Annotated in this window: 14 protein-coding genes; 9 read left to right on the top strand and 5 right to left on the bottom strand. The window is 46.7% G+C overall.

Translation table 11 applies throughout. The features are described from left to right. The first annotated feature begins 30 nt into the window (after window positions 1–30). From ACM67E_RS02350 to ACM67E_RS02370, 5 genes are all read left to right on the top strand, one after another. The gene (locus ACM67E_RS02350; RefSeq protein ID WP_416192031.1) at window positions 31–1416 is read left to right on the top strand and encodes a PolC-type DNA polymerase III; all 1386 of its coding nucleotides are present in this window, start codon (window positions 31–33) and stop codon (window positions 1414–1416) included. 605 nt (window positions 1417–2021) lie between these two features. Next, window positions 2022–2813, top strand: coding sequence for a Cof-type HAD-IIB family hydrolase (locus tag ACM67E_RS02355; RefSeq protein ID WP_416192032.1), 792 nt, complete (start codon window positions 2022–2024; stop codon window positions 2811–2813). A gap of 746 nt (window positions 2814–3559) precedes the next feature. Next, window positions 3560–4021: a pilin gene (locus tag ACM67E_RS02360; RefSeq protein ID WP_416192033.1), complete on the top strand. Its 462-nt coding sequence runs from the start codon at window positions 3560–3562 to the stop codon at window positions 4019–4021. Between the two features lie 280 nt (window positions 4022–4301). Next, window positions 4302–4757: a pilin gene (locus tag ACM67E_RS02365; RefSeq protein WP_416192034.1), complete on the top strand. Its 456-nt coding sequence runs from the start codon at window positions 4302–4304 to the stop codon at window positions 4755–4757. Between the two features lie 513 nt (window positions 4758–5270). Beyond that, window positions 5271–5810 (top strand): REP-associated tyrosine transposase, encoded by a 540-nt coding sequence (locus ACM67E_RS02370; RefSeq protein ID WP_416192718.1) that lies wholly within the window; start codon window positions 5271–5273, stop codon window positions 5808–5810. 342 nt (window positions 5811–6152) lie between these two features. Here ACM67E_RS02370 and hemL read toward each other — a convergent pair whose 3' ends face one another. After that, on the bottom strand, window positions 6153–7436 hold the full coding sequence (hemL, locus tag ACM67E_RS02375; RefSeq protein ID WP_416192035.1) for a glutamate-1-semialdehyde 2,1-aminomutase: 1284 nt from the start codon (window positions 7434–7436) through the stop codon (window positions 6153–6155). A gap of 220 nt (window positions 7437–7656) precedes the next feature. Between hemL and ACM67E_RS02380 the strand changes: the two genes are divergently transcribed. Both ACM67E_RS02380 and miaB read left to right on the top strand, forming a co-directional pair. Next, on the top strand, window positions 7657–8037 hold the full coding sequence (locus ACM67E_RS02380) for a hypothetical protein (protein ID WP_416192036.1): 381 nt from the start codon (window positions 7657–7659) through the stop codon (window positions 8035–8037). A gap of 178 nt (window positions 8038–8215) precedes the next feature. Further along, the gene (gene miaB / locus ACM67E_RS02385; protein WP_416192037.1) at window positions 8216–9544 is read left to right on the top strand and encodes a tRNA (N6-isopentenyl adenosine(37)-C2)-methylthiotransferase MiaB; all 1329 of its coding nucleotides are present in this window, start codon (window positions 8216–8218) and stop codon (window positions 9542–9544) included. 141 nt (window positions 9545–9685) lie between these two features. Here miaB and ACM67E_RS02390 read toward each other — a convergent pair whose 3' ends face one another. From ACM67E_RS02390 to ACM67E_RS02400, 3 genes are all read right to left on the bottom strand, one after another. Further along, on the bottom strand, window positions 9686–12850 hold the full coding sequence (locus ACM67E_RS02390; protein WP_416192038.1) for a VPA1262 family protein: 3165 nt from the start codon (window positions 12848–12850) through the stop codon (window positions 9686–9688). Between the two features lie 12 nt (window positions 12851–12862). Further along, window positions 12863–14074 (bottom strand): ATP-binding protein, encoded by a 1212-nt coding sequence (locus tag ACM67E_RS02395; protein ID WP_416192039.1) that lies wholly within the window; start codon window positions 14072–14074, stop codon window positions 12863–12865. Window positions 14075–14444: 370 nt separating this feature from the next. Further along, complete coding sequence (locus ACM67E_RS02400; RefSeq protein ID WP_416192040.1) at window positions 14445–15377, bottom strand: AEC family transporter; 933 nt, start codon at window positions 15375–15377, stop codon at window positions 14445–14447. Window positions 15378–15639: 262 nt separating this feature from the next. Here ACM67E_RS02400 and ACM67E_RS02405 point away from each other — a divergent pair, with 262 nt between their 5' ends. Continuing rightward, window positions 15640–16953, top strand: a complete 1314-nt coding sequence (locus ACM67E_RS02405; protein ID WP_416192041.1) for an NCS2 family permease — start codon at window positions 15640–15642, stop codon at window positions 16951–16953. Between the two features lie 470 nt (window positions 16954–17423). Here the strand turns inward: ACM67E_RS02405 and ACM67E_RS02410 are convergent, their stop codons facing one another. Further along, entirely contained in the window at window positions 17424–17747 is a 324-nt protein-coding gene (locus ACM67E_RS02410; protein WP_416192042.1) for a hypothetical protein, read from the bottom strand. Between ACM67E_RS02410 and prpB the strand changes: the two genes are divergently transcribed. Then, the gene (gene prpB, locus ACM67E_RS02415) at window positions 17739–18614 is read left to right on the top strand and encodes a methylisocitrate lyase (RefSeq protein WP_416192043.1); all 876 of its coding nucleotides are present in this window, start codon (window positions 17739–17741) and stop codon (window positions 18612–18614) included. The genes ACM67E_RS02410 and prpB overlap by 9 nt on opposite strands. The last annotated feature ends 71 nt before the right edge of the window (window positions 18615–18685 follow it).

Here is an 18685-nt window from a genome sequence, read left to right on the forward strand (position 1 = left end):
TTGTTTGTTGAATTTACAGGAAAAGAAAAAATGGCGCACGCTTTGCGTTGGCCGCGGTCGGCTGCTGCTTTTTCCCGATTGGGGGTACCGGTGGCGGTGGTGGATTTGGAAACCACCGGCGGCAACCTTTATCAGGACCGTATCACGGAGGTAGCGGTATTGCGGTTTGAAAACGGTCGGGTCGAGCGTTATGAATGGCTGGTGAATCCGCATCAGCCGATTTCTGCTTTTATCGCGAAGCTGACGGGTATTGATGATGAGCTGGTCAGGGATGCGCCTTTTTTCGGGCAAATTGCCGCTGAATTGCTGCCGCTTTTGTGCGGCACGGTGCTGATCGCACACAACAGCCGTTTCGACTACACTTTTTTGCGCCATGAATTTCGGCGCAGCGGTATCAATTTTGCCGCACCGGCTTTGTGCACGGTGCAATTATCGCGCCGCCTGTATCCGCAGTTTCACAAGCATAATCTCGACAGCATTATCGAGCGGATGGGTATTTCGGCAGACAACCGTCACCGGGCGATGGCGGATGTGCTGGCTTTGGCGGATTTTTTGGAACAAAGCCTGCAGGAAAAAGGCGAAGAAGCATGGCTTGGCCACGGCCGGGCCTTGCTGAATCCGAAAATGCTGCCGACTTGGCTGCCGGAAACTTTGGCTCAGCAGCTTTACGCTTTGCCTGACGGTGCGGGGGTAGCGGTTTGGCTGGACAAATCCGGTCAGGCGCAGGCGGTGCAGTCTTATGAACGTGCTTATTTTGAAATTGCCGCGATGCTCAACGGCAAAAACATTCCCCCGTTTGCGCAAAGTGCGGCATCCGTCCGCTTTATGTCCGCTGTCGGCCCTGTTCATGCGTTGTGGTTGAAGGCTCAAGCCATGCGGCAATACCATCTCAGGCCGTCTGAAACGATGCGCACCTTTTCCACCGTGCAATTTTTACCTGACGAACACGGCGTTTTGCAGGCGCGGATTGTGCCGATGAGCAACGGCGTTCATGCCAACCGGCCATATGGTTTCTTCCTGCACAAAAAAGCCGCCAAACGCGCCTTGGCAGCATGGGCGCAGGAACACGGTCTTTGTCCGGATTCGCTCAATATCCTGCCCCTGACCAACGCCAAAAACGAGCCGTGTCCGGTTCAGGCCGTCGGACAATGCGACGGCAGATGCCAAAGTGAAGAGGGCATCCGGCAGCAAAACAGCCGAATATCGACGCTTGCGCCGTTGCTGCCCGTGGCCGATTGGGGCAGGGCGCACGAAATCGACATTACCGAAACCGATGAATTGTCCGGCCAAGCCCTGACCTTCCGCTGCGCTGCCAATGCTCTTGCGCTGCCCGACGGCTGCTGGTATTTCGACGACAGCCTGCCCGCTGTCATCAAATCCGTGTTCAAACAAGGTAAAGCCACGGTGGTGTCGTAAACAAAGTTTCAGACGGCCTTGCCTACCCAAGCAATTTTCCCCGTAGGCGAGGTATTCATGCCAAATACCTTCAAATCATCAAATGCCTTAAATCCAAATATTTTGTGGACGGTGAGTGCCCACTCTTGTTCCGGCTTTTATGTAGGTTGGGTTGTCAACCCAACACCGATAACGTTCAATGTTTTTTGTTGGGTTAACAACCCAACCTACAAATCTTTCCCCGTAGGGTGGGCATTCATGCCCACCAAATGCCTTCAAACCATCAGCAGCCTGAAGTCCAAATATGGTGGACAGCGAGTGCCCACCCTACAAGTTTCAGACGGCCTTACCCACCCAAACAACCTTTCCCCGTAGGGTGGGCATTCATGCCCACCAAATGCCTTCAAACCATCCGCAGCCTGAAGTCCAAATATGGTGGGCAACAAGTGCCACCCTACAAGTTTAAGACGGCCTTTCGCCCCCAAACAACCTTTCCCTGTAGAGTGGGCATTCATGCCCGCCAAAACATATTCAAACCGTCAACCGCCTTATTTGCCACATTGGCTTGTTTCATTCTGCCGTTATACAATAGGCCGTCTGAAACCATTCCCCCGCGGCGTTTCCTCATGCAAAACCCCAAAATCATCTTCTTCGACATCGACGACACCATCTACCGGAAGTACACCGATACCCTGCGCCCGTCGGTAGGCGAAGCCTTGGCCGCCTTGAAGCAGCGCGGCATTCTGACCGCCATCGCCACCGGCCGCCCGCCCGTAGCCTTTCCTGACAAGGTTAAAGCCCTGATTCAGCAAATCGGTATCGACATGCTTGTCACCATTAACGGGCAATACATTGAATTTCAGGGAAAACCCTTACGGCATTACCCGATAGTCCGAAGCGAAGCCGAAGCGGTATGCCGTTTGCTGCAGCAGCAAAACATCGCTTACGCCTTTGTCAATCCTGCCGAAATCGCCGTTTCCGAAGCAACCGGATGGGTAAAAGAAGCCTTATCCAGAATCGTATCGTCGTATCAGACCGATCCGTTTTATTACCGACACCGCCCCGTTTACCAGCTTTTGGCGTTTTACACGCAGGGAAAAGATGCCGAAATCGATGCCGCTGTCGCGCAGATGGGATTCAAAACCGTGCGCTGGCATGAAAACGCCGTCGATATATTGCGGCAGGAAGGTTCCAAAGCGCGCGGCATTGCCGATGCCGTCGCCCGATTGGGTGTCGGCATGGAAGACGTGATGGCCTTCGGCGACAGCTTCAACGACATCGAAATGATGCAGGCCGTCGGTTTCGGCGTGGCGATGGACAACGGCGAAGCCGCCGTCAAAGCATTGGCCGATTATGTCTGCCCGAGCGTCGATGAAGACGGCGTATTGCGCGGTTTGCAGGATTTAGGCGTGATTTAAAATACATTTTCATCAACACTAATCAATCCGACAGCCGCAAATAAACATTTGCGGCTGTCGTCATTTCCCAAGTCTTCCGCTTGCGGCAGAAAGCCGTTGCAAAACCCCGGTAGCCCGAATAAATCATGCCGAATACATTTTATTCTTCCGTATTTCCATCATTCAAAATTTAACTAATAAAACTACATATTCCGTTTTGCTGATAAAAAATACGCCTGAAAAATTCCATAAAATAAAATATTAAAAAATATTCATTCAAAACAATAAGTTAAAAATAATCAAGAATCAAATATACCATTCATTTTAAATAAATACCGATTATCCATAATATTAAAATATTATCAAATAACCGTGCCAAACTGACAAAAAACGGCACCTGACAAAAAAATGCCGTTTTCATTTGACGAATACCAACGAAAACTGACAAAAAACGTCATATCCCCAAGTTCCCTTAAAGCCGTTTTTTATCTCCCAAGGCCGTCTGAAAAATATTCCGTTATTTAAAACCAATTAAAAACAATAAGATGAAAAAATAAGACGAAAAAAATCCCAATCCGCCAAAAATGGCACGGCCATTGCTTGAAAGAAAATGTCCGGCAAGGTTGAAGCGCAACGGATACCGAGTCGGAAGCTGTATATTCCTTCTTCTTTATGGTTTTACTCATAAAATTAAAAGTGCCAAGCACATTACGGATTTTTAAGTTACACAACCTATTATTCACAAATTTTTAACTGGAGTTAATGAAATGAAAGCTATCCAAAAAGGTTTTACCCTGATCGAATTGATGATCGTAGTCGCTATTATCGGTATTTTGGCTGCGATTGCTTTGCCTATGTACGGTGACTACACCGCCCGCGCTCAAGCGACCGAAGGTTACGATTTGTTGGGCGGTATGAAAACGCCTTTGATTGAAGCCGTTGCTTCAAGCAGCAATGCACAAGCTTGTGCTGATACTGCAGCATGGTATACTGCGGCGGTAACTGCAGGTAAATATGTTAAAGACATTAAAACAAATGCAACAGCAGGTGCCGCAGGCGGTGCTGCCGCAACTTGTGCTTTGACGGCAACATTTAAAGCAGCTACTGACGGTGTCAATGATAAAGTGGCCGGTAAAACTATCACTATGACCTTTACTCCTTCTACCGGTGCTTGGGCATGTACTACTAATCTGGATAAAAACGTTGCGCCTGCCGCTTGTCAACCTTAATAATATCTGAGAAGCAGATTTTTCTGCCAAAACGAAAAGCCCACTTCAAGGTGGGCTTTTCTTGTAATAAACCAGAGTAAGTAGGGTGGGCACTCGCTGCCCACCATCTCTAGATTTGAAGCGACTGATTATTTGAATGTGTTTGGGTGGGCATGAATGTTTATCCCGCCGCGAAAGGCAGTATTTGGATTCCCGACTGTGCATGAGTGCCGACGGCTTGGGAAAATTTAAAAATGAGTTATGTAAAAGTCTCAATTTAACAATAACTAAGGGGTTGGAAATGTATCGAATCAAGCAAAAAGGTTTTACTTTAATCGAATTGATGATTGTGGTCGGCATTATCGGCATACTGGCCGCATTGGCATTGCCGATGTACAACAACTATACCGGCCGCGCCCAAGTTGCGGAGGGAGAGTCTTTGCTGAAAGGCCTGAAAACACCGCTGGTGGAGGCAGTTTCTACCGGGAGCGTCAATGTCTGCAACAGCGGAGCGGCTTGGTTTACGGGCGAAGTGCGTACCGGAAGCTTTGTTGAGAAAATTGAGATTAGTGCGGATGTGGCTACGCAGCGGTGTCTGTTGGAAGTAACTTTTAAAGCTGCTAATGTAAATGACAATATCAGCGGCAAAAAAATGAATATGCGCTATTCGGTAATCGGCGGCTTGTGGGAATGTGGTACCAATTTAGAAGCGGGAATTGCTCCGGCTTCCTGTAATCATCCGCTGCTGACATTGTAAGCAAGGTAGGGTGGGCACTTGCTGCCACCTTATTTGAATTTTAAGGTGGCTGATGGTTTGAAGGTATTTGGTGGGCATGAATGCCCACCCTACGGCGGAAAGGTCGCTTTGGTGGGAAATGCCGTCTGAAACTTGTAGGGTGGGCACTTGCTGCCCACCATATCTGGATTTGAAGCAGCCGATGGTTTGAATGTTGTTTTGGTGGGCATGAATGCCCACCCTACGGCGGAAAGGTGGTTTGGGTGGGTAAGGTCGTCTTAAATTTGTAGGGTGGGCACTCGCTGCCCACCATATCTGGATTTGAAGCGACTGATTATTTGAATGTGTTTTGGTGGGCATGAATGCCCACCCTATGGGGGAAAGGTGGTTTGGATGGGGAAGGTCGTCTGAAACTTGTAGGGTGGGCACTCGTTGCCCACCTTATTTGCCGCATTCGTTTTCAGACGGCCTTTTATCGCCATTACCTTTAATCATGCATATAATTTCTTTTGTTATTGTTTTGGTAAAAATATTATGCCTCAATACAGACGTTCCCGACAAAAAGGCGGTACTTATTTTTTTACGCTGGCATTGGCAGACAGAAGAAGTACATTGCTGACTGCCCATATCGACCTTTTTAAACAGGCTTACCGTCGGGTATGGCGTGAACGTCCGTTTGAATCGGTGGCGGTATGCGTATTGCCCGATCATCTTCATGCGGTTTGGGCGTTGCCTGAAAACGATGGGGATTTTTCCTTGCGTTGGCAATTGATTAAACGTTATTTTTCCCATCATTTCGAGGTTGCGGAAAGCCGTAGTGAAAGCAAACGCCGACATCGTGAAAAGGGGATTTGGCAACGCCGCTTTTGGGAGCATCAAATCCGTGATGAAGCGGATTTGATAAGGTGTGTGGATTATGTGCATTTCAATCCGGTAAAACATGGTTATGTCAGGTATTGCAAGGATTGGGAATATTCGACGTTTCATCGATATGTCAAATCTGGCGTGTTGCCGCAGGATTGGGGTGGTACGGATGAGATGGTAAGGCGGATGTCTTTGGAAGAGTGGGATTGATTCGGTGGCATAAGCATAGGGGAAAATATTTGGATTTAAGGCGGCTGATGGTTTGATAAGGGTATTTGGTGGGCATGAATGCCCACCCTACGGTGGAAAGGGTGTTTGGGTGGAAAAGGCCATCTGAAATTTGTAGGGTGGGCACTTGTTGCCCACCAAATATTCTCGTTTTCAGCAAGGTAGTTTGGGTTATGCAACATCATCTGAAAATACACGATTTTGTTGGGTTTTCAACCCAATCTACAACTGGGGAGTCGGTGGCTGAGGCCGTCTGAACATATTTTCAGACGGCCTCTCTTTGTTTTCACTCTAAATTCTTCATTAAATCAAAAGCACAAGAATCTACTCGGCCATTTCGTTAAACACTTCGCGCGCGACGGCAACGGTTTCGTCAATGAGTTCAGGCGTGTGTGCGGCGGAGACGAAGCCGGCTTCGTAAGCCGACGGGCCGAAGGCGACGTTGCGTTCCAGCATGCCGTGGAAGAATTGTTTGAACGCGTCGGTATTGCTGCGTGCCATGTCGCCGTAGTTTTGCGGGGTGTGGGCGGAGAAATACAGGCCGAACATGCCGCCTACGCTGTCGGCGGTAAACTGCACGCCGTGTTCTTGCGCGGCGGCGGTAAAGCCTTGTACGAGCTGTTCGGTTCGGGCGGTCAGGTTTTCGTAAAAGCCTTCGCGCTGGATGATTTCCAGCGTTTTCAAACCGGCGGCCACGGCGAGCGGGTTGCCCGACAAAGTGCCGGCTTGATACACGCCGCCCAATGGGGAGATGCATTCCATGATTTCGCGTTTGCCGCCGAATGCGGCCAGCGGCATACCGCCGCCGATGACTTTGCCCATCGTTGTTAAGTCGGGCGTGATGCCGTGCAGCGACTGCGCGCCGCCCAATGCGACACGAAAGCCCGTCATCACTTCGTCGTAAATCAGCACCGCGCCGTGCTGTTCGGTAAGCGTGCGCAAGGCGTTGATGAAGTTTTCAGACGGCCTTACCAAGTTCATATTGCCGACGAACGGCTCGAGAATCACGCAGGCGATTTCGTGGCCGGATTGGGCGAAGGCTTCTTCGAGTTGGGCGACGTTGTTGTATTCCAGCACCAAAGTGTGCTTGGTGAAGTCGGTTGGAACGCCTGCGGAACTCGGGTTGCCGAACGTGAGCAAGCCGCTGCCGGCTTTTACCAAAAGGCTGTCGGAATGGCCGTGGTAGCAGCCTTCGAATTTGATGATTTTGTCGCGGCCGGTATAGCCGCGCGCCAGGCGGATGGCGGTCATGGTGGCTTCGGTGCCGGAGCTGACCAGGCGCACTTGTTCTACGCTGGGCACGAGTTTGGCGATTTCTTCGGCGATGACGATTTCGCCTTCGGTCGGTGCGCCGAACGACAAACCGCCCAAAGCCGCTTCGCGCACGGCTTCGACGACTTCGGGATGCGCATGGCCGATGATGGCAGGCCCCCACGAGCCGACGTAATCGGTGTAGCGCGTGCCGTTTTCGTCCCAAACATATGCGCCTTCGGCTTTGCCGATAAAGCGCGGAATGCCGCCGACGCTGCCGAATGCGCGCACGGGGGAGTTGACGCCGCCGGGAATGATGGCTTTGGCGCGGTTGAACAGGGTTTCGTTGCGGTTCATGCTGGTGTCCTTTGGAAAAGGCCGTCTGAAAGGTTGAGGCCGTCTGAAAAACAAAGCGGTATTCTAACATTGATTGCCGGAAACGGGTTTTGGACGGCATGGGGAAGGTAGGTCGGGATATGGTGTGCCGTCTGAAAATTATGCTTTAAAAACAACTCTGTTCAATATTTTCAGCCTTGTGTTATAATCCTGCACCTTAATAAAATAACGGGAAAAAGTCATGTTACGCGGATTTTTGGCAGCCTGCCTCTTACTTTGTTCACCGCTGGTGTTGGCGCGCGATGTGCCTGCCGATATGAGTGTGGCGGTGTTGAAACAGGTCGAATTACCCTATGTCGAATTGGGCAGCGGCGGTTTTTCGTGGACGAAGCTCCTGACTTTGGGCTTGGTGGACGGTAATTCCGCCAAGTTCCAGCTGTCGCGTTTTGCCCGAATCCGCGATGAAAACGACCGCTTTATCGTGTTGGGCCGTCTGAATGCGCAAGTCGGTAAACCGGTGGCCGTGCAGCGCGACGGTGCGGGCGTGATTCGCGAGATTTGGGTGCTGACCGACGCGGAAGTGCAGGATTTCGCCGAACGCGTGAAAAATCAGGCGCAGTAGGTTCAGGCCGTCTGAAAACGAAATCCCCTAAACACGGCGGCTTTGAACCGACAGGCAGCCGTGTCGAGCAATCAAATTGAGATAAGCGCACTTTCAGACGGCCTTTGCAATTTTCAAAGGCCGTCTGAAAGTTTTATAAATCAGCCCCGCGATTACGGGCTACCTGAGAAAGCAAACCATGAAAAAAGTCTTTATCCGCACCTTCGGCTGCCAAATGAACGAATACGACAGTGAAAAAATGCTGGCCGTTTTGGCAGAGGAACACGGCGGTATCGAGCAAGTGTCGCAAGCCGACCAAGCCGATATTATTCTGTTCAACACCTGTTCCGTGCGCGAAAAAGCGCAGGAAAAAGTGTTTTCCGACCTCGGCCGCGTGCGTCCGCTCAAAGAAAAAAATCCCGACCTGATTATCGGCGTGGCCGGCTGCGTGGCTTCGCAGGAGGGCGAGGAAATCATCAAACGCGCGCCCTATGTGGACGTGGTGTTCGGCCCGCAAACGCTGCACCGTCTGCCGAAAATGATTGTGGATAAAGAAACCACCGGTCATTCGCAGGTGGACATTTCCTTCCCCGAGATCGAAAAATTCGACCACCTGCCGCCCGCACGCGTGGAGGGCGGCAGCGCGTTCGTGTCCATCATGGAAGGCTGTTCCAAATACTGCTCGTTCTGCGTTGTGCCCTACACGCGTGGCGAAGAGTTTTCGCGTCCGCTGAACGATGTGCTCACCGAAATCGCCGGTTTGGCGCAGCAGGGCGTGAAAGAAATCAATCTGTTGGGCCAAAACGTGAACGCCTACCGCGGCGAAATGGACGACGGCGAAATCTGCGACTTCGCCACTTTGCTGCGCATCGTGCACGAAATCCCGGGCATCGAGCGTATGCGTTTTACCACCAGCCACCCGCGCGAATTTTCCGACGCGATTATCGAGTGTTACCGCGATTTGCCGAAGCTGGTGTCGCACCTGCACCTGCCGATACAGAGCGGTTCCGACCGCGTGTTGAGCGCGATGAAACGTGGCTACACCGCGCTGGAATACAAATCCATCATCCGCAAACTGCGTGCCATCCGTCCCGATTTGTGTTTGAGCAGCGATTTCATCGTCGGCTTCCCGGGCGAAACCGAACGCGAGTTCGAGCAGACTTTGAAGCTGGTCAAAGACATCGCCTTCGACCTGAGCTTCGTGTTCATTTACAGCCCGCGCCCCGGCACGCCCGCGGCCAACCTGCCCGACGACACGCCGCACGCAGAAAAAGTGCGCCGCCTGGAAGCTTTGAACGAGGTTATAGAAGCCGAAACCAAACGCATCAACGAAAGCATGGTCGGTTCAGTACAACGCTGCTTGGTGGAAGGCATTTCCAAGAAAGACCCAGACCAGCTCCAAGCCCGTACCGCCAACAACCGTGTGGTGAATTTTTACGGCACGCCCGATTTGATTAACCAAATGGTCGAGCTGGAAATTACCGATGCTTATACCTTCTCACTGCGTGGGGTACCGGTAGAAGGGTAAATGGGAAAATGGTGATGGCATACTATGCTGCCTAGCCATTTACCGCAGGCTATCAAATTTTTTTGTAATATGGTTAAAAAAGCGACGAAAGAAAATGCTGCCTAAAGTGGTTTTTTAGACAGCATTTTAGGAAGATAAAATTTAATATTCTTTATAATAATCTAATAGATCCTTATCGTTATATTGTTCTAATGAATATCTTTGATAAATTCCTGATAATATTTTCTTTTTCTCTTCTATTTTTCCAAGATTTTCTTTTGATAATTCCATTTTGGATAACCTATTAAATATTGCCAATATCCAAATATTTACTTTAAATGCATTGGTATATAAAGAGTAATTTAATGTTCTTGCTAAAGGTTTTCTGATAATTCTTATCGCTGAGTTGATTATCTTATCAAATCTAGATAATACTAAAATTTGTTCATCTTCAGATAATTTAGAAAATAGATAGACAAGTTCATCAGAAAACTTTCCTTCAAGTGCAAATCTGAAATGAATATGCTCGTGATTGTTTTTAATAGCTTTGCACCAGTCTATCTCTAAGTCTTCAAGCCAGTAATTCATTATTTGATTATAAGAAATAAGTCTTTGACTTACCATATTTTCTAGTACATATTCTAGAATCCAGCAATATATATGATATAGCTTGCCTAGTCTTCCTCGTAAAATATTTAAAAGCTCTCCAAGACGGTCATTATCCATAGGTTCGCTGAATTCTATAGCTTTTGACAAAAATATAGGCTTAAATTCATTGTTTCTGAAAACAGATTTTTTGATAACCCATAAAAATATTTTGGTTTTATCCAGTGTGGGATGTCTATCAATAATTTGACAAATTTTATATTCATCTATTTTACCCGCAAGAAATAAAGAAATTATTTTACATATACCTATCCATTGAAGTAAATGATGATTGCTTCTAAAAAGCACAATCCATTTATCTAGGCATTCGAAATCACCACAAATATACCGTAAAGCATCAGTAATCAATGCTCTTTGTCGGCTATTCTTTTTGTCAAAGGATGATAATTGCTCATCTAGCCAATTAATAATAGCTTCAGGATCTAAATTCCATAAAAATTTAATTGCATAATAATCGCTATAGGAAATTTCATTTATATCATATTGAAAAATGCTTTCTGGGTATTCATTGCAGATTAATTTATTAAAGTTCATCGCCAAATAGCTATCTAGATCTAACACGATATTTTTGCATCTAAGTGATAGGGCATTTTCCCTTGTAGGTTCCAGATAAGATAATAAATTATCAACTAATATGGTTGATATATTGAGATTTCCTATTTCGTAAAAATATTTATCAGCAGGAATATGGGCAAGCAAACAGCCAAATGCATCCCATTCTTCTGCAAAATTCTCTGATGAAAATAAATCTCCAAAAAAAGCTAATGGAATATCTGAATATTTTTCTTGGTGACTTTCAAAATCTAACTCTATAGAATGTAAATTAGCTTTTAACTCATCTCCAGACAAATGCTCTAATTCTGGTTTTCTCCACCATTTTGCTAATACCCAACCTAATTTAGGAAATTGATAAGGTGATTCAGAATCAAATGATTGTTTTTCTTGTTGGTGTTTAGATTGATATTTTGTAGAATCAAAAATAGCAGGTTTATTACTTACATTTTGAGATTGAATTAATTCATCTACATAAGAGAATACAGGATATAGTACATTTAGAGGAATTTCAGTAACTAACAATGGATTATTTTCATTAGCCCTTTGGATAGAATTAGATAAATGGTACCCCGCTAATGGCTTGCCATTTTTTTCACGAATTAATATCATTCTATCGTGTAGCTTATCAAGCCCAATGACTTTTAATTTTACACATCCTATTGTTTCAGACCAATTCTCACATTGTTTAATTAAATTGTGAATTCTATTATTTTCTTTACCTGCCTCTGATGTAAAAATAATATAATCTCCTGAGTTAAACCCTAGTCGATTTAATAAGTTTATCCCTACATTTTCCATAAAAGGATCAAACCAAGCAATTTGGGCATTAGGATGTTTATTTATTATTTTTTTCAACCATGCAGCTAAGTCAAGCCGACTTTCGCCATTAAATACCAATTTAGGGAAAAAATGTGCGTCAGTTGATTGTGGTAACGCTGTTTTTAGATAGCGGGTAATTTCAATATTAGAATCGAACCATGGATCTTTCTTATCGTTACCAACTGAAAATTCAGAACGATGATTAGTTAATCTTTCTATAGATGTGAAGCTTTTAGCTTTATTTAGAGATGAATTTGGTAAACCTTTTTGTAACCAAGGATCATTTTCGGTATTTGAGATATTTGATATAACAGTGCTCTGAACTTGTATTGAACGTACTAGGGGATGCCCTTCTTGGGCTAATATCGTAATACTGGAATTACTTTTTTCAAATAATTCAAATGTGTAAGAGTCAAATATCTCATTGCAAGATTCATCTACGTGAAAGTCTAAATTAAATGGATAGTTAGTTATTTTAAACTCTTGTATTGATGTCAAAAGTAAACTATCGCCATTAAAAAGCTTTAATACAGCAATTAAGGCGTGTTCAGATATTTCTTCAAAAATTTCTAATGTATTTTTTTTCTTTAATTCTAAATGGAATTTTGGTTTTTCTTGATTATTAAGACTAGGGGCAAAAAGAAACTCTAAATCGCCAAGTCTCCAAGCATCAATACCACCTATATCTAGATTTTCACGTTTTAACTTTTCATTAATCAATTCTAGAATTTTCTTGCTTCTTGATATACCTAATATGTTCCAAAAATTTGTTTTTTCTAATAAACTAATTGCTGCACTATCATAGCTAGCATCAGAGTTTGGGCTAACTTTAGAGGTATCCCAGACGTAATTATCTCTTGGAGGTAAATGCATGACCGGTCTAATGCAATACGGACGTGAAAGCTTTAATGAATCAAAAACTTCTTGCTGTTTTTCAGCTATATCCACCAAGATTTTTTCGGAGGCTTCTAAAAATGAGTTTCCTTGAAGTAAACTAGTAATGAATGTATTTAAATTTTCTGCGGATGTAGTAAGCTGAAAAGAAATAATTCTAGCTTTTAATTCCCCATTAATAGAAACCATTTTATTATGTTTAGATAAATCTGATATCCACTGATTATTTTGAAAATCATATGGGAGCACTCTACCATATAGCAAGCGGTAATCTACTTGAGATTTTTCTTGTAACTCTAAGACCCAAGCTTGTAAACAAATTGATTCTTGACCATGAAATAAATTATTCATTCTTCTATCATCAAGAATATGTTTATTAAATTCATATAGCATAAATATTTCCTTCTAATTTTCCAACAAAAAATCCCCAATATGCTGATGCACAATGCCATCAATATTTTCCTGCCAAAAATCGTCCATCGTAATCACATATTTCGGGTGATTATCGGCAATGGCTTGCAGGGGCGAGAATTCTCGTTCAACGGTTTGTTTGCTTTCTAATTTATAGGCGACTTGAATATAAAGCTTTTCATTCTGCTTTTGTGCCACAAAATCAATTTCTTTGGTACCGAGTTTACCGATATACACCTGATAGCCACGGCGTTTGAGTTCGAGATAGACCAGATTTTCCAAAATGCCCGCAATCAGGCCGGTACGAAAGCCCATTGTGGCGTAGAGCAAAGAGACATCGCCCAAATAGAATTTTTCTTGGGTTTTCAAAATCTCTTTGCCTTTCACATCAAAGCGTTCTACTCGGTGCAAGATAAATGCGCTTTCTAATGCTTTGAGATGGTTATATACCGTATTTAAGTCTACTTTGCGTTGTTGACTTTTGAAATAATCGGCCACATTTTTGCCTGAAAATGTATTGCCGATATTGTCAAACGCATATTTTACAATCCGCTCCAACAGTTCAACGTCACGGATTTTATGGCGTTGGACGGTATCCCGAAGAATCACGGACGCATAAATATCTTGCACGATTTTATACGTGATTTCTTGCGGATAATCCGCCGTATGCACCATGGGGAAGCCGCCTTTTTGCAGATATTCATTGAAAAGAGCGGTCGAGTTTTCAATATTTTCTTGCGAATAGCCTGCTTTAAAATCCAGAAATTCTTTGTATGAGAGCGTGAAAACCGGAATTTCTATATAACGCCCCGCAAGGTAAGTGGAAAGCTCGGATGACAATAAGTGCGAATTGGAACCGGTGATGCACAAATCCAAATTAAAATCCACCATAAAGGCATTGACGGCTTTTTCCCATTCGGCAACCTCTTGGATTTCATCAAGCAGTAGATAATATTTTTCCGCAGTTTGAATTTTTTCTTTCACCAGAGCGTAGAGTTTGCCGGCGGTTTTGTACTCACTGAATGCGAAACTTTCGAAGTTGATATGAATAATTTTTTCCGCATCAATGCCCTGGGAAAGGAGTTCCGCTTGCAGTAATTTCATCACCGTTGATTTTCCCGAACGGCGAATGCCTGTCATGACTTTGATTAAAGGGGTATTGATAAAAGGCTTGAGTTGTTGGAGATAATTTGGGCGGTTAATCATAGCAAAACCTTTTGGGTATATTCTTAAATTAAGGTTGATTTTACTATTTTATTTTGGTTATAACCATAAAAACTTTTTATTTGGCGGTTTTTTTAGGGTATATTTGGGTAGAGAAGCTTTTTGGCGGCTTTATTCGGGAATCCGTGCTGTTTTTCGGTAGCGGCGGAGTAGGAGAAAAATTTTTTCGGCGTATAAGATGTTGCTATATAAATAAATTTTGAATTTAGGGCAGTTGATTTTTCTGAAAATCAATCTACAGCCTAAATATCTTTTTAACACCCGGCGGTACAGTCCATATTGCCGATTACAAATAAACAGGCCGTCTGAAAAGCAATCATACTTTTCAGACGGCCTTTGCTTTTTTCGGAATTCAAACCACCCACTGATAAAGCGCAATCATCAGCGGCATACTGACGACGCAAAGCAGGGTGGTGATGCCGTAAATCGCGCTGGCTTTCTGCGGATTTTTCTGATAAAGCACCGCCATTTGCGTTACCGTGGCGGCGGATGAGCTGATGGTGGCGAGAAAGCTGATGAGTACCACGGTTTGGTTGTGGCTGTTTTGTTCGGCCAGTCCGAAGAGTTTGATCATCATCAGCAAAATCAGCGGCATCAGTATCAGCCGCAGGAAAGTGACTAAATAAATACGCTTCGAGCCGATGATTTCACGCAAGGGCAGGGAGGCAATCAGCATGCCGGCAATCATCATGGCCATCGGGCCTATCATGCTGCCGACGGCGGCCAGCGCATTATCGACCACGGCGGGCAGCTTGATTTGGAAGGCAAACATCAAGAGGCCGACGACGATGGACAGGATATTGACGTTGGTCAGGATTTTTTTCGGCGACATCTGGCTGCGCCCGCCGAACATCACGCGCAGGTGCGTCCAAAACATCACGGTCTGCACAATCAGGTAGCCGGCGGTGTAAATCAGCCATTCCGCACCGAAAACCGCCATCACCACCGGAATAATCAGGTTGCCTGCGTTGGTGTAAATCACGGCGGCGCGTTCGAGGACGTCGAGTTTGAAAATCCTGGCCGCCAGTTTGCCCAGCGCAATCAGCGAAAAGTTGAACAGAACGGCAAGTTTTACCGACAGCCACAAGCCGTCGAGAATTTCGGGCGTGTAATCGACTTGGAAGGCGTGAATCATCACCGCCGGGCTGACGAGGTAAAGCGTAATCACGGAAAGCGGATAGCTGTCGCCGGTTTTCAGCAGTTTGAATTTCACCAAAGCAATGCCCATGAACACGATTAATGTGAGTTGGGCGATTTTTTCGGCGAGCAGCAGGGAGGTTTCCATGAGTATATCGATATGATGTGAACGGATAGCGATTTTACGCCTTTGTCGTGGCAGCGACAAACTTTGTCGCCTTTTGCATACAGCGTGAAGGCCGTCTGAAACCGCAGCTTTTATCGGGCGGAGTGCAAACTGTCGGTTCAAACCGTCGCGGGCTGTTTTTCAGACGGCCCGAACGGATCGACGGTAAACTAAAATTGCCCGAAGTATCAGGAAATTCAGTATAATACCGCCCAAATTTTCCCCTTAACTTTTGAAGACAGACATGAATACTTCAGACAACAGTATGCTCGAGCGCATATTCAGATTGCGCGAAAACGGCACCAACGTGCGCACGGAAATGATGGCGGGTCTGACCACCTTTCTGACCATGTGCTACATCATCATCGTCAACCCCCTGATTTTGGGCGAAGCGGGCATGGATGTCGGCGCGGTGTTCGTCGCCACCTGCATCGCGGCGGCCATCGGCTGCTTCGTAATGGGCTTTGTCGGCAACTATCCGATTGCGCTCGCTCCGGGTATGGGCTTGAACGCTTATTTCACGTTTGCCGTAGTGAAGGGCATGGGCGTGCCGTGGCAGGTGGCTTTGGGCGCGGTGTTTATGTCCGGCCTGATTTTTATTTTCTTCAGCCTGTTTAAAGTGCGCGAAATGCTGGTGAACGCCTTGCCGATGGGCTTGAAAATGTCGATTGCCTCCGGTATCGGCCTGTTTTTGGCCTTAATCGCACTCAAAGGCGCGGGCGTGATTGTCGATAACCCGGCCACGCTGGTCGGTATGGGCGACATTCACCAGCCGTCGGTCTTGTTGGCTTTGGGTGGTTTTGCAGCGGTGTGCGTGTTGAGCCATTTCCGCATCAAAGGCGCGATCATCATTACGATTTTAGGCATTACCGTGTTGTCCAGCCTGATGGGCTTGAGCGAATTCAAAGGCGTGGTCGGCAGCGTGCCGAGCATTGCGCCGACGTTCATGCAGATGGATTTCGAAGGTCTGTTTACCGTCAGCATGATCAGCGTGATTTTCGTGTTTTTCCTGGTGGACTTGTTCGACAGTACCGGCACTTTGGTCGGCGTGTCACACCGCGCGGGCTTGCTGGTGGACGGCAAACTGCCGCGCCTGAAGCGCGCCTTGCTGGCCGACTCTACCGCCATCGTCGCCGGTGCGGCTCTGGGTACATCGTCCACCACGCCTTATGTCGAAAGCGCGTCGGGCGTGGCCGCAGGCGGCCGCACGGGGCTGACTGCGGTCGTGGTCGGCGTGCTGATGTTGGCGTGTCTGGTGTTTTCGCCGTTGGCGCAAAGCGTGCCGGCTTTCGCTACTGCACCGGCTTTGCTGTATGTCGGCACACAGATGCTGCGCAGCTCGACCGAAATCGATTGGGACGACATCACCGAAGCCGCCCCTGCGTTCCTGACCATCGTTTTCATGCCGTTTACCTACTCAATTGCCGACGGCATTGCAGCGGGCTTTATCAGCTATGCGGTGATTAAACTCTTGTGCGGCCGCGCGAAAGAAGTGCCGCCGATGGTGTGGATTGTCGCCGTGTTGTGGGCATTGAAATTCTGGTATATGGGCGGTTGATTTGCCCTGCCGGAAAATGCTTCAAACAGGCCGTCTGAAAACATGATGTTTCAGACGGCCTGTTTTTATTGTTATAAACAACTGAATAATCGGTTTTGAATGAAAAATATTCAAGTTAACTGAAGGTTTTGAATATAACCGGCAGACAGGCCGTCTGAAAAATATCTGCCTGCTTTCCATGAACCGTCGGGTAGGGGTTGGCAGGGCGGCGTTTCGGCTGGATTGCGTCAGGCGGACAAGACTTTTATTTTTCATGCCGTCAAACATTTTATTGCTTTTGACTGAAGGGAAATTTTTTCTTTCTAAATCGATTAAATACAGAAAGTTATGATGATTTGAAAAGCGCATTCGGAATATTTTCCATGCGCTTGTTTATTTTTGACCGATAAATTTTATCAAGCAGGTTGAAAAAAGATTTGACACGTCAAAAATTATGGCTTAGATTTGAACCAAATAAAAACTACATGAAACTACATCATGCAAAGGAACACACCATGACTTTCCGCGCCATCTTGCCGCCGTCTTTTTATTTCAACGGGATTTTCCCTCCGTCTCCGCGTACCGCACTTGGTTTGCCGCCTGTCAAAGCGGTCAAGCATTAATTCTTTTTCTTCCGCCCCTTGTTTGAACCTGTAAACAAAACGCCCGAATGATTTCCAATAAGCAGCGGTTTTCCGCTTGTTCCGGTCAGAATCATTGCTGTCAGGATGCTGTTTATTGAAAATGATTTGAGTGATGTCAATCAAGTTTGATTTGACGATGTGATTGATAAGAGGAGAAAAACGATGACCCAAGCTTCAGCCGGCCTGCGTTTCCGCCAAGCCGTTCAAGAATCCAATCCGTTGGCCGTCGTCGGCTGCGTCAATGCCTATTTTGCACGGCTGGCCACCCACAGCGGCTTTAAAGCGATTTATCTTTCGGGCGGCGGCGTGGCTGCCTGCTCCAATGGCATTCCCGATTTGGGCATTACCACGATGGAAGACGTGCTGATTGACGCACGCCGAATTACCGATAACGTGGATACGCCTTTGCTGGTGGATATTGACGTGGGCTGGGGTGGGGCGTTCAACATCGCGCGCACCATCCGCAATTTCGAGCGTGCGGGTGTGGCGGCGGTGCACATCGAAGACCAAGTGGCGCAGAAACGTTGCGGCCACCGTCCGAATAAAGCCATTGTTTCCAAAGAGGAAATGGTTGACCGCATCAAAGCCGCCGTGGACGCACGCGTCGATGAAAACTTCGTGATTATGGCGCGTACCGACGCATTGGCGGTAGAAGGTTTGGATGCAGCGATTGAGCGCGCGCAAGCCTGTGTAGAAGCCGGTGCCGACATGATTTTCCCCGAAGCGATGACCGAATTGGGCATGTACAGACAATTCGTTGATGCGGTGAAAGTGCCGGTGTTGGCCAATATTACCGAGTTCGGCTCGACGCCGCTCTATACGCAAAAAGAGCTGGCCGACAACGGCGTGCAATTGGTGCTGTATCCGCTTTCCACCTTCCGCGCCGCCAGCAAAGCCGCATTGAATGTGTACGAAGCGATTATGCGCGACGGCACGCAGGCCAATGTGGTCGATACCATGCAGACCCGCGCCGAGCTTTACGAACACTTGGGCTATCACGATTTCGAGCAGAAATTGGACAAGCTGTTTCAAAAATAAATAAAGCCGTAGAAATAGAAGTTGTTGGATTTTCAGACGGCCTTTCCTTAAACGAGAAGGCCGTCTGAAAA

The organism is Neisseria sp. CCUG12390 (assembly GCF_047837985.1).
Classification (GTDB): Bacteria; Pseudomonadota; Gammaproteobacteria; order Burkholderiales; family Neisseriaceae; genus Neisseria.